The following is a 13,362-nucleotide window of genomic DNA, read 5'->3' as shown; positions in this document are numbered from 1 at the left end:
GCCTGACGGGGGCAACTACGCACACGGTCAATCGCCGCGCCATCGGCCTCGCATGCGGGGGGGCGTGGTGGGGCGGGTATCGGGTATCCTGAACGCCAATAATGATTCGCTCAACTCGATTGAGCGCGTTCAGGAGACCGTATGCAGACCGCCATTCATCAGCCCGATTCGCGCTATGCCGTTTTCCGGCTGATGGTGGCGCTGCTCATCATGACGGTGGGCAGCAGCAGTATGTATATCGTCTCCGTGGTGTTGCCCGCCGTGCAGGCCGAGTTCGGCGTGCCGCGCGCCCAGGCCGCACTGCCTTACACCTTCCTGATGATCGGCTTCGGTCTGGGCGGGATCGCGATGGGACGGATGGCCGACCGCTTCGGCGTGATGCGTCCGCTGCTCGTCGGCGCGCTTTCGCTTGGGATCGGCTTCGCGGCCAGCGGATTTGCCAGCGGCATTCTCGCGTTCACCCTCATCCAGGCATTGCTCGTTGGCGCGATGGGCAGTGCGACGACGCTCGGCCCGCTCATCGCCGATACGACCCTGTGGTTCGTTCGACGGCGGGGTATTGCCGTGGCGGTATGCGCCAGTGGCAACTATCTGTCCGGGGCCATCTGGCCGCCCGTTGTTCAGGCTTTGGTCGAGCGCCACGGATGGCGCCAGACGTATATTGAGCTCGGCGTATTCTGCGGCGTGACGATGTTCGCGCTGGCGTTGTTCATGCGCGCCCGGCCACCCGCGATTCGGCCCGTCGTGTCGGTCGCCACGCCAGCGAAGGCGGTGGGGACCTCGGCGCGTTCATCGACGGCCGGTCAACTGGCTTCGTCGCGGCCGTTCGGCCTGAGCGTCGGCATGGCCCAAGGACTGCTGAACGTCGCAGGCGTTGCCTGCTGTGTGGCGATGGCCATGCCGCAGGTGCACATCGTGGCGTATTGCGGAGACCTCGGCTACGGCGTGGCGCGTGGCGCGCAGATGCTGTCGCTGATGTTGGGCTTCGGCATCGTGAGCCGGCTCGTGTCGGGGCTGATCTGCGACCGCATCGGCGGGCTGCGCACCCTGCTGCTCGGCAGCGTGCTCCAGTGCGTCGCACTACTGCTTTTCCTGCCGTTCGACGGACTGGCGTCGCTCTACGTGATTTCCGCGCTGTTCGGACTGTTCCAGGGCGGCATCGTGCCGGCTTACGCGATTGTGGTGCGAGAGTATTTTCCTGCATCCGAGGCGGGCGGACGCGTCGGCACCGTGCTGATGGCGACGCTGCTGGGGATGGCGCTGGGTGGGTGGATGTCAGGCAAGGTGTTCGACCTCACCGGCAGCTACCACGCGGCATTCCTGAACGGCATCGCGTGGAATCTGCTCAACATGACGATCGTGATCACGTTGCTGTTCCGTTCGCGCCGCGGCCTGCGCGGGCTGCTGCCATCGCGCGTCGCCGGTTGACGCCGTGCCTGTCGTGGCCACCTGTCGTGGCAATCTACCGGCGGCCGGCTATTCGGATTTCGCGCGTGACCGGCTGCCGATGACGCTTTTGGTCTTGTACGTCACGCCGTGGTGTTCGAGGTATTCGCGAATCAGTTGACGCACCACCTGAGACGGCGTGAGATCCTGGGCGGCGCAGAGCTTTTCGAACGCGTCTTTCTTGACCGGGTCGATCAGAACGGTGAGTCGTGCGCTTTTCGTTTCCATCGCGGATGAGGTCCATTATGTTAATCAAATTATAATACATGATGGATGCCGTTCCGCCAGGCGGCCGTGACCTGCGCTGTCCGTACAGACGCTATCGGCGCAAGGGCGCGCCCATGCACGCGCGTGCGCATTCGTGCGATCGTTGCCCGGTCATGGTGTCTCGCCGCCGTGCGCGCCATCGCCATCACGCCTGACGGGGCGCGCGCCGCCGTCCCGAAGTTCGACCTGATGCGCTTGCGACGCGGATTCACTCGTCCCGGCGATCGCATCGCAGCGCGCGATGGCGTCGGCGAACGTGCTCACGTAATTCGGCTCGCCGAGGGTGGCGAGAATGCCCGCCTTGCGCAATTTGCCCCGCACGCGATCATTGGCTTCGCTGACGAGCACCACGACGCCGCGTTTGTGAAGTTTTCCGATCACCTCGTCGAGCACCTGCAACCCGGTCATGTCGATGAACGGCACGCGGCGCAGCCGGATGAGCAGCACGCGCGGATCGGAGTGTGTCTGCACCAGCGCGCGCTCGAAGTTCTCGACGGCGCCGAAGAAGAACGGGCCGTCGATCGCAAAGACGAGCACGCTCGGCGGCAGTTTCAAACGGGCCTGGGCGCCCAGCTCGCCCGAGATCTCGTCGCCGGATTGCTGTGTGACTTCGACCGACGAGGACATGCGTCGCAAGAACTGGAGCGTCGCGAGAATCACGCCGATGTTCACGGCCACTACCAGATCGGCGAACACAGTGAGCAGGAACGTGACGAGCAGGATCGCGACGTCGGCCTTCGGCGCCTGACGCGCCATGCGAACGAAGTGGCGCATCTCGCTCATGTTGTAGGCGACGATGAACAGGATCGCGGCGAGTGACGCCAGCGGAATGCGGGTCGCCAGCGGCGCGAGGAATACCACGATCATGGCGAGCGTTGCGGCATGGACGATGCCCGCGAGCGGGCTGGTTCCGCCGTTGCGGATATTGGTTGCCGTGCGGGCGATGGCCCCGGTCGCGGCAAAGCCGCCAAACAGCGGCGACAGGATATTGGCCAGCCCTTGTCCCTGCAATTCCTGGTTCGCATTGTGCCGCTGGCCGGTCATGCCGTCGGCGACCACCGCCGAGAGCAGCGACTCGATGGCGCCCAGCATCGCGATCGTGAAGGCCGGCCCAATGAGTTCGAGTACGCGCGAGAGCGTGATGGCGGGCAGCGAGAAGGCGGGAAGGCCTTGCGCGATGCCGCCGAAAGTGCTCCCGATGGTGGCCACGCCGTCGAAACGGAAGAGGGACTGAAGCGACGTTGCAAGGACCAGGCCCACGAGCGGGCCGGGCACCCGCCGCAGGTGGGGAATGCGCGGCGTGAAGACGACCGCGAGCAGTGTGAGTAGGGCGATCGCCGTTGTCGCGAGGTGCAGGCCGGGGAGCGCCTGCAGCGTGTGCCAGAACTTCTCGTGAAAGTGCGCCCCCGTGATCCTGGGCAAGCCGAAGAAGTCCGGCCACTGCCCGATCCAGATGATGACGCCGATGCCTGTGGTGAATCCCACGATCACCGGGGCGGGAATGAACCTGATCACGCCGCCCAGCCGCGCCTTGCCCATCACCCACAGCATGATGCCCGCCATGAGCGTGGCCAACTGAAGTCCGTCGATGCCGTACCGGGCCGTGATGCCCGACAAAATGACGATGAACGCTCCCGTCGGTCCGGCGATCTGCACCCGGCTGCCACCGGTACACGAGACGACCAGCCCCGCGACGATGGCGGTGTAGAGCCCTTGTTCAGGCTTCGCCCCCGAGGCGATCGCGAACGCCATGGCCAATGGCAGCGCCACGACGCCGACCACCAGGCCGGCCACGATATTGGGTAGCCATTGCTGGGGACGCAGCAGGCCGGCACGGTAGGCTTCACGCAGGGCGATCATACGTGTTCTCTTCGGAGAGTATGCATTGCATTATAATGATATGCACATAAGGTGTGCGTACTCGACATATTCCTCGAGCCGCCGCACACCGATGTCGATCCCTGAATTCCGGAACCCATCCATGTCGAATGTGCCTGCCTGCCCCCAATGCTCCCTCGAAAACACGTATCCCGACGGGGACAATTTCGTCTGTGCCGATTGCGCATACGAATGGCCGATGGCGGCAGACGCTGCGGAGGATGAGGCGCAGGACGCCGTGGTGCGAGATGCGAACGGCAATGTGCTCGCCAATGGCGACGCCGTCGTGCTGATCAAGGACCTGAAGGTCAAGGGCTCCTCGATCACGTTGAAGGTCGGGACCAAGGTCAAGAGTATTCGCCTCGTCGGCGGCGACCACGAGGTCGATTGCAAGATGGACGCCGGCAACTTCATGCTCAAGGCCGCGTTTCTGCGCAAAGTCTGAGTACGGCACGTCGGGTGTGCGCGGGTGCGGCGTGTGAAAGCCCGCGAGGGCCTTCGCCGCCGCCCCGAGCCTCGCGTGGCGGGGACGTCGGGCGTCGAGAAGGCCTGCGCCTTCCCGGTGCGTGCGATGACGTTACTGAACGCGACGTAGCACTGGCATCATCGCGACGGGTCGCGCTGGCGAGGTCCTGCCGGGCAGCGAGAACAGTCGCACGGCTTCATCGAGCACATTGGCCTGACCCGACAGTTGTTCCGCGGTGGCGGCGCTTTGCTGGACCAGCGCGGCGTTTTGCTGCGTCGAGTCGTCGAGCTGCACCACGGCGCCGTTGATGCCCGCCAGTCCCTTGGCCTGTTCGCTGCTGGCCGTGGCAACCTCGTCCATGACCACCGACACCCGGCTCATGGCCGACTCGATCTTGGCGATCTGTGCCGCCATGTTCGCCACCATCTCCCCGCCGCGCTCCGACGTCGTCACGGTCTCGGTGACGATCCGCTTGATCTCCTTGGCGGACGCCGCACACCGCTGTGCCAGACTGCGCACTTCGCCGGCCACCACGGCGAATCCCTTGCCGGCCTCTCCGGCGCGGGCCGCCTCGACCGCCGCATTCAGGGCGAGCACGTTGGTCTGAAACGCGATGCCATCGATGGCGCCGACGATCGACGTGATCTGGGCCGACGCCTGGGCGATCTCCTTCATTGTGTGCTCGGTGCTCCTCACGGCATCGACGCCCTGTGCCGTGGCGTCGCGCGCCTCGCTCAGCAACGCGCTCGCCCGTGCGGCCGACTGCGCATTGTTCGAGACCGTGGCCGTCAGTTGTTCCAGCGACGCCGCCGTCTGCTCCAACGAGGCGGCCTGATCCTCCGTGCGGGCCGACAGGTTGGTGTTGCCGCCGGCGATCTCGGTGGTCGCGCGCTTCACCCCTTCGATCTGACGTCGAACATCGGACACGATGGCGATCAGGCTGACCTTCAACTGCGTGAGGTTGCGGATCAGGCTGGTGAGCTCCTGGTGGGAAGCGCTGTCGGTGCTGACCGTCAGATCGCCGGCCGCCAGACGTCCGGCGAGATCGCCGACCTGCGCGAGTTGCCGACGTCGCGCCCGCTCGAGCCAATACACGGGCACGGAGACGAGCAGCACGCTGATGCTCACGACGGCGCACAGCATCCACGCCGAAGGCAGGCGTTGCTCGAGCGACCAGCCGCCAGCGATGACCGCCGGCCCGGCGAGTGTGGTGAGGGTCGCCCGGTGACTGACGAGCCCGCGCCGCCAATTGCCCAGCAGGCCCGGTAGTCCCTTTCTCACGAGTTGTCCGGACGACAGCCGGTACCGGCTACGGTTGGCGCGCATGTCGGCGTACAGCGCTTCGGCGCTCGCGACTTCTTCGCGCCCGGGCTTGGTCCGCACGCTCAGGTAGCCCACCGTCTCACCGTTTTCCACGATCGGGGTCACGTTCGCGCGCACCCAGTAATGGTCGCCGTCGCGCCGCCGGTTCTTGACCAGCGCGCTCCAGGATCGGCCGGCGCGAATCGTTTTCCACATGTCCGCAAAGGCTTCCGGCGGCATGTCGGGATGCCGGATGACGTTATGCGGCTGCCCGATCAGGTCCTCCTTCTCGAATCCCGAAACCTCGACGAAGGCCGGGTTGCAATATTGAATGATGCTCGACAAGTCGGTCGCGGAGACCAGCATGTCGTGCTCATCGTAGTTGTACTCTTTGCCCGAAACGGCACCGTTGTTTCTCATTATTCCCCCGCGTGGTGGCCTGAATTGCCCTGTCCTGCCTTGATAAACCCGGGTCGATGCCCCGACCCATGCACTGCCGCTGCTGCAATCTTCGAAATACGTTTCGCGTCGTCGCGTGGGCGCATCGGGGGGAGAGGCTCACGTCGTCGAAACGGTTCGGGGGGCGGGGCAGATCGTCCGGTGCACGGGCTTCATGGCCCCGGATGTCTGCCTCTCATGTCTGTCTGTTATGTGCGCCTTTTATGTGTGCCTTTTATGTATGCATATTATTAGCATGCAAGATGCATATGATGTTGATCGTAGAGACATCAAATTGCACTTCTATTCGGACTCACCCTAGTCGAAAAATGTGCATGCGTTGTCCGGTTGCCGCGTCCGCCGCGCCAGATGGCGCGGGCGGTCGTCCGGCGAGCGAGCGGGTCGGTTCGGGCAAACAGGTTCAAGCGATCGTTTGAATATCCGGCACGGGAAGGCCGTCCTCCAACGAGCGGAATCGCTGGGGATCGACCGGGCCGTCGGCCGACGACGATCCGAGCGCTTCGGTGAAGTCATAGCGACGTCGTTTCTGTTTGGCTTCGTCCAGATTGACGCACGTCGTGACGATCGGCGGGACGATCGCGCGTACGGTCGTGCTGGCCAGCGCCGCAGCCAGTTGCGCGCACTCGAGACGATTGCTGGTCGAGGCCGTGTGGTGCGTCGAGGGCTCTGCCTCGATGCCATCGTCCTCCGGCGTCAGCGCGGGCTGCGCCTCGCTCAGCCCCTCGCGCGTTGCCCACAACGCCCCGGCCGAGCCCACCGCGCCGAAGAGTGCGGCATTGGCGATGCCGTTCTGAATCGTCTTGAAATGTTCCGCGAACGGTCTGAGCGCTTGCGACAGGTTGGCCAGCCACGGCAGCCATTGCGTGTCCTTGATCTGCCTGGCGGTCTTGTCGCGATCGAGAAAGGCCGCGGTCGCCGCGAGACAGTCCAGCGCCGTCGACGCGCACAGTACCCCCGTGCCGGTCATGGCGGCACGATGCTCGAGTTTGAGCGTCTTGTGATCGGCGCCTTCGTCCAGCGCCTCGCTCGCGCGCGCGAGCGCGAAGATCGATGTGTGCGCCGCCGCCGTGACGAAGTGTTGGAACAATGCCGAGAGTCGCGCGTGCGTCAGTATCGGCAATCGCGTGTCGGTCGCCTTCGTCCGGTCCGTCGCGAGGGGGGCCGCATCCTGAGGGGGCGGGCTGTGCGACTCGGCGGACAGTGACGTCATGGCCTCGTCGAGCATGCCGGCGGAGTCGAGGTCGTGAAGGGCGCCGTCGGACGATGCGTTGGGCGACGGGCCGCGAATCGCGATGGATTGGGGCGGGAGACTGGATTTCATCGAAGGGTTCTCCTGTCGGTCATGAGGATGAGAGGGTGTCGAGCAACCGTTGTGCCGAGGCCAGCACACGCGCGTGCCGATGCGAGCGACGAGCAACGTCGAGGGCGTCGGACGCCATGTCGCGAGCCGCGCGAAGGTCGCCGCTGCGCTGGTTGCACAGCGCGCAGACGTACAGCGGCGTGGGGTCGGTGCCGTCGCAAAGGAACGCAAAGAGCAGGGGCGAGGGCGCCCGATCGCAGTCGCCAAGCGCATAGAGCACGTAGCCGAGCGCCTTGTAGGTCTCGATGCGCTCCGGATACCGCAGGCACAGACTGCCGAACGCATCGGCCGCGCCGCTCAGATCATCCGCTTCGCGTAGGGCGCAGGCGTGCGAGAAAGCGGCTGGGAAATCGTGGGGGCGCGAGCCGGTGTGCGGAGCGCGAGGGCCGAGTGTCGGCTGTGGGGGAGGTGTCGGTCGCGGCACGGCATTCCAGTGAAGTTGGGGGGAGGGAGCACTGTAAGGGGCCATGCTTGCGGAGACTTTCGGTGCGCGCCAAAGCTTTCGGGGCGTGCCGCTGGCTGCGGTGGTTTTGGGCGCGAGCGTCGCACGCGGCGTCCGCAACGGCGCAAAGTCGCCGCGCTTGGGAGAATTCGGGGAACCGAGGAACCTGGATGTCGTGGTTTCGGGGGGGAGGGGGGAATGGGGTAGTACGGCAGTGCGGCAGTGGTGACACTGGGGTAATCGGCGCACCAAGGCGCGGGAGGCGGGCGCCCCGTCCGTCGGAAGCGACCGTACTGGCGCAACTGCCGAGGATTGTCACTTGTCACGGGACCGAAAGTCGCGCGAACATGTCCCGTTCCCAAAGGAGGCCCCATGACGACCGAAGCGTTGTTCCGTCAAGACGCGTATCTGCGCCACTGCGAGGCGCGCATCACCCATATCGACGAGACCGGCATCATGCTCGACCGGACCGTCTTTTACCCGCTCGGCGGTGGGCAGGCCGGCGACGCCGGCCACTTGGTGCTTGCCGACGGCACCCGCCTGAGCGTTGCCGACACGCGCAAATCGAAGCGCGAGGGGGCCACGCCCGACGACGCGGTGCACGTGCCCGCCGAGGGGCAGGCCGACGTACTGGGCGCACTCTCGGTCGGCGACACCGTGGTGGCCGAAATCGACTGGGAACGGCGCTTCCGGCACATGCGCTTTCACACGGCGTCGCATTTGATGTGCGCGGTGCTGCCGCACCCCGTGGATGGATGCAGCATCACCACCGAGTACGCGCGACTGGATTTCGTCACGAATGAGCCGATCGAGCGCGAGACCGTCGAGGCCGGGCTCGCGGCGCTCGTGGCTGCGTCACGTCCGGTGGCCATCGACAGCATCAGCGACGAGGAAATGGCCGCCCGCCCCGAACTGGTCCGCACCATGAGCGTAAAACCGCCGGTGGGGTTGGGGCGCGTGCGACTGGTGCGCATCGAGGGCGTCGACTTGCAGCCGTGCGGCGGCACGCATGTGGCGAACACATCGGAGATCGGCGCGTTGCGTGTGGCCAAGATCGAGAAGAAGACGTCGCGTACGCGCCGGGTAGTGTTGGCATTTGCCTGAGTCTGGCATCATGCATGCCATCTCTGTAAGCATCAGGACGATCGATGGCAACTCCGGCAACTGACATGGTTTCTCAGGTCCCGCCCTGGCAGGCGGTACTCGACTTCTGGTTCGGCGCGTCCGATGCACCGGAGTTCGGGATGGCGCGTGTCGAATGGTTCCGCAAATCCGACGCGTTCGATGAAGAGATTCGTAGCCGCTTCGGCCCGTTGCACGAGCGAGCGCTCGACGGTGAGTTGGCCGATTGGGCGGCGACACCGCCGGGTGCCTGCGCACTGGTCGTGGTGCTCGATCAGTTCTCGCGCAATCTGTACCGCGGCCAGGCGAAAGCGTTTGCCGGGGACGCGCAGGCGCTGGCGGTGGCGCAGCGTCTGGTGGAGGCGGGGGACGACCAGCGTCTGCCCACCGCGCAGCACAGGGTTTTCGTCTATCTGCCGTTCGAACACGACGAGTCGCTCGATAGCCAGCAACGTTCGCTCGCGCTGTATGAGCGTCTCGCGAAGGCGTCGGGACTGGTCGACAATCTCGACTACGCGCGCAAGCACGCCGTGATCATCGAGCGGTTCGGCCGCTACCCGCACCGCAACGCCGCGCTCGGACGTGTTTCGACGCCCGAGGAGATCGAATTCCTCAAGCAGCCGGGATCGTCGTTCTGACCCCAGGGGGCGGGCATCGGGCGGGATCAGCCTCGACGTCGCGATCCCACCATCGTGACGCTAACGGGCTGGCGGCGCTCCCGCCAGCGAATGGCGAAATAGCCAATGACGTACGCCAGTGCGCCGCCCACGATGGAGCATGCCGTGAGCCCGGCGGCCAGATGCAGTGTCGCGGTGCCGAAGTCGAAGCTCGTCAACTGGCTCCAGACGCTCTCGCCGGCGCGCGCCGCGGCCGCCACGGTCGCCTCGATTTCGGCTTGTGGCGACCACGTCAGCATCCATCGCCCCAGCCGGTGCGCCCCGAGATATACGAACGGCGCCGTGAGCGGGTTGGTCACCAGCGTGCCGACGGCCGCCAGAAACAGGTTGCCGCGCAGCAGGGCCGCCGCCAGTATCGCGACGAGCATTTGTCCGAACGGAATCAGAATCCCGAAGAACACCCCACAGGCCAGGCCGATGGCCACGCCGCGCGGCGTCGCTTGCCACAGGCTGCGGCGCAGCAGCAGGCCGGCGTGCGGTCGCAGCCAGCGCGATCGGAGCAGCCGCATGGGGCGAAGCATCTTTAACATGATAGGCAAGTGGCGCGTCGGGGAACGTGGACCCGTCCGGATGTCGGGGCGGAGGTGCGTGCGCGTGTACGCATACAACGGAAGTCTGAGTCGCCCATTCCGCAAGAGTTCAACCCCGGCGTGGAGCGCCCGGCGGTGGCTGTGGCGTGATGCTGTAGGCCCGGGGCGACGCAGAATTCCCCGCCGACGCGCAACGAGTCCTTGTCCGGAGCAGCGGAGCCATCGATTGGCGAAGGCGATGGTTTAGGCGATGGCGTGGTCGAGAGCGTTGTTGGTGAGATAGCCGACGAGGCAACCGATGGGGATCGATCGGCACCTTGGGAAATGTCCCGGCCAAGCGGCTGGCGAGCGGCCGCGCGGCTGCCGGGCTGTTACTTGCGCTGCGCGGCGATTGGGCCACGCAGCACGAAGATGCGCGTCGAGGGGAGTTGCCTGAGGCTTAGATCTGCGAGCGCTGGTTGGCCCAGCGATCGATTTGCGCCGGCTTGAAATGGCGCATCGTATCGAGCAGCGCCTCGGGCGACGTGGCGATCTGCAACTGGTCGAGCTGCGGCGCCTTGAGGAACTGTTCCGTCACCATCGACTTGAGGAAGGTCATCAGCGGATCGTAATACTGCTCGACATTGAGCAGGCCGATCGGTTTGGCGTGGTAGCCGATCTGCAGCCATGTGAAGACTTCGAACAGCTCTTCGCAGGTGCCGATGCCGCCGGGCATGGCGATGAAGGCGTCCGACAGATCGGCCATCATCTGCTTGCGCTGATGCATGTTCTCGACGACGTGCAGCTCGGTCAGGCCGGTATGGCCGACTTCCTTGTCCATCAATGCCTTCGGAATGATGCCGACGGCCTGACCGCCATGGGCGAGCACGGCGTCGGCGACGATGCCCATCAGGCCGACCTTGCCGCCCCCGTAAACGAGACGAATGCCTGATTCGGCCATGCGACGGCCCAGTTCGCGGGCGGCCTCGGCGTAGGCCGGGCGCGCGCCCGCGGCGGCGCCGCAATAGATGCAGATGGATTTGACTTCCGACGACATGCCTTACTGTGCTCCCTTGGCCGATGATTCACGTGCCATCTTCTCGTACAGCTCGCGCGAGCGGCCTTTCAGATAGGGCGCCATCTGCGAGAGGATGTGATAGCTGGATTGATGCAGCCCGGCGCCGATTTCTTCGGGATCGTTGTACTTGCGCGGGTTCATCACGAATTGATAGGACAACCAGTACGTGGAGAGCACCACCATGTTGGTGGTGACCACTTCGATCTGCTCGGGCGTGATTTCCATCTCGCCGTCGGCCACGAGCAGGTCGCACATCTCGCGCGCGAAGCGCTTCTTGTGGCCCACGATCTGCTTGAAGTGCGTCTCGAGCGTGCGGTTGCGCGCAAGCAGGTCGTTGAGGTCGCGATAAAGAAACCGGAAGCGCCACAGGAATTCGGACATGTATTGCAGATATGTCCAGACCTCGTCGAGCGTCGGCTTGTGATCGTCGGGCAGCCTCAGGCGTCGTTCGATTTCCTGCTCGAACTGCGCGAAGATGCTGTTGATGATGTCGTCTTTGTTGCGGAAATGGTAGTACAGATTGCCCGGGCTGATCTTCATCTCCTCGGCAATCGTGGTGGTCGTGACGTTGGGTTCGCCGATTTCGTTGAAGAGTCGAAGCGACACCTCAAGAATTCGTTCGCGGGTTCGGCGTGGCGGCTTTGCTTCCATGACTGTCGGCCCCGGTGGCTGGCAAGCTCGGCGAAGGAGATTCTCCGCTTGCCATTATGAGTTGAGGAGTATCAGGTATACGGCGACCGATTATACCCGGCAGCGGGGCACTGCCAAGCACGGGGGCAGGGGCGACGAGCGATATCAGAAAAACGCTGTACGTACGAGATCGACGATGACGGGACCGGCGAGCGATACCCAGGTGAGCAGGCACAGACCGAGCGCGATGAGTACCGCCGCGCTGCCGAAATCCTTCGCCCGTTTCGACAGCTCATGGCGCTCCAGCGAAATGCGGTCGATGGCCGCTTCGATGCTGGAGTTGATCAACTCGATGATGAGCACGAGCAGGATCGAGCCGATGAGCAGCACGCGCTCGACGGCCGTCACCGGCAGGAAGATGGCCGCCGGCAACAGGATGACGGCGAGCGCCAGTTCCTGCCGGAAGGCGCTCTCCTCGAACACGGCGAATTTGAAGCCGGACAGGGAATACTTCAGCGCGCGCCAGGCGCGCATCACGCCCCGGTTGCCCTTGTACGGATTCGGCTGCTCGTCGCGCGGCGGCGGGTGATCGATGAACAAGCGTCGGGTTCCTCGCCGCAACGGGCTCTGGAGGGTGGATCAGACCGCGGGCGCGAGCGACGGCTCGGGCTTGCGCGGATGCAGGTGCGAGGCGAACTCTTCGGACGCGGCCTGCCAAGAGAATCGTTCGGCCCAGGCCCGCGCGCTCTCGCGTGGGACCTTGAGGGCGTCGAGGCAGGCCTCGCGCAGATCCTCGCGCAGTGCGCCGCCTTCGCCCTCGGGGCAACCGTTCAGCACATCGACCGGACCGGTCACGGGGTACGCGGCGACGGGCAGGCCGCACGCCATGGCCTCGAGCAGCACCAGACCGAACGTGTCGGTGCGGCTCGGGAACACGAACACGTCCGCCGACGCGTATACCTTCGCCAGCTCGGGTTGCGAGAGCATGCCCAGGTAGTTCACGTCAGGATAGCGCGAACGCAACTCGGCCAGTTGCGGCCCTTCGCCCGCGACCCACTTCGAGCCGGGTAGGTCGAGTTTCAGGAAGGCTTCGATGTTCTTCTCCACGGCAACGCGCCCCACGTAGAGGAAAATCGGATGTGCCGAATTTAGCACATGTGCGTCCTGGATACGGAAGATGTCCAGATCGACGCCGCGCGTCCACAACACCACATTGCTGAAGCCGTTCGCTTCGAGATCTCGCTTGACGACGGGCGTTGGCGCCATCACGGCGCGCGAGGGCCCGTGGAACCAGCGCAGGAAGCGGTAGGTCGTGGCAAGCGGCAGGCCGAAGCGCGCCTGCACGTACTCGGGAAAGCGCGTGTGGTAGGCGGTCGTGAACGGAAAGTCGTTGCGCAATGCCCACTTGCGCGCGGCCATGCCGAGCGGACCTTCGGTGGCGATGTGCAGCGCGTCAGGCCCGAACGCCTCGATGCGGCGCGCGACACGACCACCCGCGAAGAATGCGAGACGGATTTCGGGATAGGTCGGGCAGGGAAGGGTTCGGAATTCCTGTGGCGTGAGCAACTCCACGCGGTGGCCTGCGGCTTCGAGCTGAGCGCGCGTGTTCTTCAACGTGCGGACCACGCCGTTGATTTGCGGGTCCCAGGCGTCGGTGATGATCATGATTTTCATCGGGCGCTCCTTCGCGCACATGGCGCGCTTCGGTAACACGCGCCAGGTGGCG

Annotated in this window: 14 protein-coding genes; 4 read left to right on the top strand and 10 right to left on the bottom strand. The window is 65.1% G+C overall.

Annotated elements, in window-relative coordinates; genetic code table 11:
• Positions 1-141: 141 nt before the first annotated feature.
• On the top strand, positions 142-1,428 hold the full coding sequence (locus W930_RS0108405; protein WP_023595449.1) for an MFS transporter: 1,287 nt from the start codon (positions 142-144) through the stop codon (positions 1,426-1,428).
• A 48-nt stretch (positions 1,429-1,476) separates the two neighbouring features.
• Here W930_RS0108405 and W930_RS0108400 read toward each other — a convergent pair whose 3' ends face one another.
• Complete coding sequence (locus W930_RS0108400) at positions 1,477-1,674, bottom strand: ribbon-helix-helix protein, CopG family (RefSeq protein ID WP_023595450.1); 198 nt, start codon at positions 1,672-1,674, stop codon at positions 1,477-1,479.
• Positions 1,675-1,824: 150 nt separating this feature from the next.
• On the bottom strand, positions 1,825-3,573 hold the full coding sequence (locus W930_RS0108395; protein ID WP_023595451.1) for a SulP family inorganic anion transporter: 1,749 nt from the start codon (positions 3,571-3,573) through the stop codon (positions 1,825-1,827).
• A 121-nt stretch (positions 3,574-3,694) separates the two neighbouring features.
• Between W930_RS0108395 and W930_RS0108390 the strand changes: the two genes are divergently transcribed.
• The gene (locus W930_RS0108390) at positions 3,695-4,036 is read left to right on the top strand and encodes a zinc ribbon domain-containing protein YjdM (RefSeq protein ID WP_023595452.1); all 342 of its coding nucleotides are present in this window, start codon (positions 3,695-3,697) and stop codon (positions 4,034-4,036) included.
• A 132-nt stretch (positions 4,037-4,168) separates the two neighbouring features.
• Here W930_RS0108390 and W930_RS26665 read toward each other — a convergent pair whose 3' ends face one another.
• The 3 genes from W930_RS26665 to W930_RS0108375 form a co-directional block, all read right to left on the bottom strand.
• Positions 4,169-5,779, bottom strand: coding sequence for a methyl-accepting chemotaxis protein (locus W930_RS26665; RefSeq protein WP_023871643.1), 1,611 nt, complete (start codon positions 5,777-5,779; stop codon positions 4,169-4,171).
• Positions 5,780-6,218: 439 nt separating this feature from the next.
• The gene (locus W930_RS0108380; protein ID WP_023871642.1) at positions 6,219-7,139 is read right to left on the bottom strand and encodes a hypothetical protein; all 921 of its coding nucleotides are present in this window, start codon (positions 7,137-7,139) and stop codon (positions 6,219-6,221) included.
• A 19-nt stretch (positions 7,140-7,158) separates the two neighbouring features.
• Positions 7,159-7,647 carry a hypothetical protein gene (locus tag W930_RS0108375; RefSeq protein WP_141571904.1) on the bottom strand — a complete coding sequence of 163 codons (489 nt, stop codon included), beginning with the start codon at positions 7,645-7,647 and terminating at the stop codon, positions 7,159-7,161.
• A gap of 345 nt (positions 7,648-7,992) precedes the next feature.
• Between W930_RS0108375 and W930_RS0108370 the strand changes: the two genes are divergently transcribed.
• Together W930_RS0108370 and W930_RS0108365 are read left to right on the top strand one after the other, a co-directional pair.
• Positions 7,993-8,724 carry an alanyl-tRNA editing protein gene (locus W930_RS0108370; protein ID WP_023595456.1) on the top strand — a complete coding sequence of 244 codons (732 nt, stop codon included), beginning with the start codon at positions 7,993-7,995 and terminating at the stop codon, positions 8,722-8,724.
• A 65-nt stretch (positions 8,725-8,789) separates the two neighbouring features.
• Positions 8,790-9,380, top strand: coding sequence for a DUF924 family protein (locus W930_RS0108365; RefSeq protein WP_023871641.1), 591 nt, complete (start codon positions 8,790-8,792; stop codon positions 9,378-9,380).
• A gap of 26 nt (positions 9,381-9,406) precedes the next feature.
• Here the strand turns inward: W930_RS0108365 and W930_RS29110 are convergent, their stop codons facing one another.
• The 5 genes from W930_RS29110 to W930_RS0108340 form a co-directional block, all read right to left on the bottom strand.
• A complete protein-coding gene (locus W930_RS29110) occupies positions 9,407-9,928 on the bottom strand; it encodes a DUF2062 domain-containing protein (protein ID WP_051610637.1) in 522 nt (173 codons plus the stop codon).
• Positions 9,929-10,388: 460 nt separating this feature from the next.
• Positions 10,389-10,985: a TIGR00730 family Rossman fold protein gene (locus W930_RS0108355; protein ID WP_023871639.1), complete on the bottom strand. Its 597-nt coding sequence runs from the start codon at positions 10,983-10,985 to the stop codon at positions 10,389-10,391.
• Between the two features lie 3 nt (positions 10,986-10,988).
• On the bottom strand, positions 10,989-11,657 hold the full coding sequence (locus tag W930_RS0108350) for a TetR/AcrR family transcriptional regulator (protein ID WP_023595460.1): 669 nt from the start codon (positions 11,655-11,657) through the stop codon (positions 10,989-10,991).
• A gap of 144 nt (positions 11,658-11,801) precedes the next feature.
• On the bottom strand, positions 11,802-12,236 hold the full coding sequence (locus W930_RS26655) for a diacylglycerol kinase (protein WP_023871638.1): 435 nt from the start codon (positions 12,234-12,236) through the stop codon (positions 11,802-11,804).
• Between the two features lie 39 nt (positions 12,237-12,275).
• On the bottom strand, positions 12,276-13,310 hold the full coding sequence (locus W930_RS0108340; RefSeq protein ID WP_023871637.1) for a glycosyltransferase family 1 protein: 1,035 nt from the start codon (positions 13,308-13,310) through the stop codon (positions 12,276-12,278).
• Positions 13,311-13,362: the final 52 nt, after the last annotated feature.

It is taken from the genome of Pandoraea sp. E26, from assembly GCF_000681415.1.
GTDB classification, from domain to species: domain Bacteria; phylum Pseudomonadota; class Gammaproteobacteria; order Burkholderiales; family Burkholderiaceae; genus Pandoraea; species Pandoraea pnomenusa.
This window is presented reverse-complemented; position numbering and strand designations above follow the sequence as displayed.

Bases quoted from the DNA above. Each gene is read 5' to 3' on its own strand.
- W930_RS0108350 (WP_023595460.1), bottom strand. From the start codon at position 11,657: ATGGAAGCAAAGCCGCCACGCCGAACCCGCGAACGAATTCTTGAGGTG.
- W930_RS0108395 (WP_023595451.1), bottom strand. From the start codon at position 3,573: ATGATCGCCCTGCGTGAAGCCTACCGTGCCGGCCTGCTGCGTCCCCAG.
- W930_RS0108400 (WP_023595450.1), bottom strand. From the start codon at position 1,674: ATGGAAACGAAAAGCGCACGACTCACCGTTCTGATCGACCCGGTCAAG.
- W930_RS0108405 (WP_023595449.1), top strand. From the start codon at position 142: ATGCAGACCGCCATTCATCAGCCCGATTCGCGCTATGCCGTTTTCCGG.
- W930_RS0108375 (WP_141571904.1), bottom strand. From the start codon at position 7,647: ATGGCCCCTTACAGTGCTCCCTCCCCCCAACTTCACTGGAATGCCGTG.
- W930_RS0108340 (WP_023871637.1), bottom strand. From the start codon at position 13,310: ATGAAAATCATGATCATCACCGACGCCTGGGACCCGCAAATCAACGGC.
- W930_RS0108370 (WP_023595456.1), top strand. From the start codon at position 7,993: ATGACGACCGAAGCGTTGTTCCGTCAAGACGCGTATCTGCGCCACTGC.
- W930_RS0108365 (WP_023871641.1), top strand. From the start codon at position 8,790: ATGGTTTCTCAGGTCCCGCCCTGGCAGGCGGTACTCGACTTCTGGTTC.
- W930_RS26665 (WP_023871643.1), bottom strand. From the start codon at position 5,779: ATGAGAAACAACGGTGCCGTTTCGGGCAAAGAGTACAACTACGATGAG.
- W930_RS0108380 (WP_023871642.1), bottom strand. From the start codon at position 7,139: ATGAAATCCAGTCTCCCGCCCCAATCCATCGCGATTCGCGGCCCGTCG.
- W930_RS0108355 (WP_023871639.1), bottom strand. From the start codon at position 10,985: ATGTCGTCGGAAGTCAAATCCATCTGCATCTATTGCGGCGCCGCCGCG.
- W930_RS29110 (WP_051610637.1), bottom strand. From the start codon at position 9,928: ATGCGGCTGCTCCGATCGCGCTGGCTGCGACCGCACGCCGGCCTGCTG.
- W930_RS0108390 (WP_023595452.1), top strand. From the start codon at position 3,695: ATGTCGAATGTGCCTGCCTGCCCCCAATGCTCCCTCGAAAACACGTAT.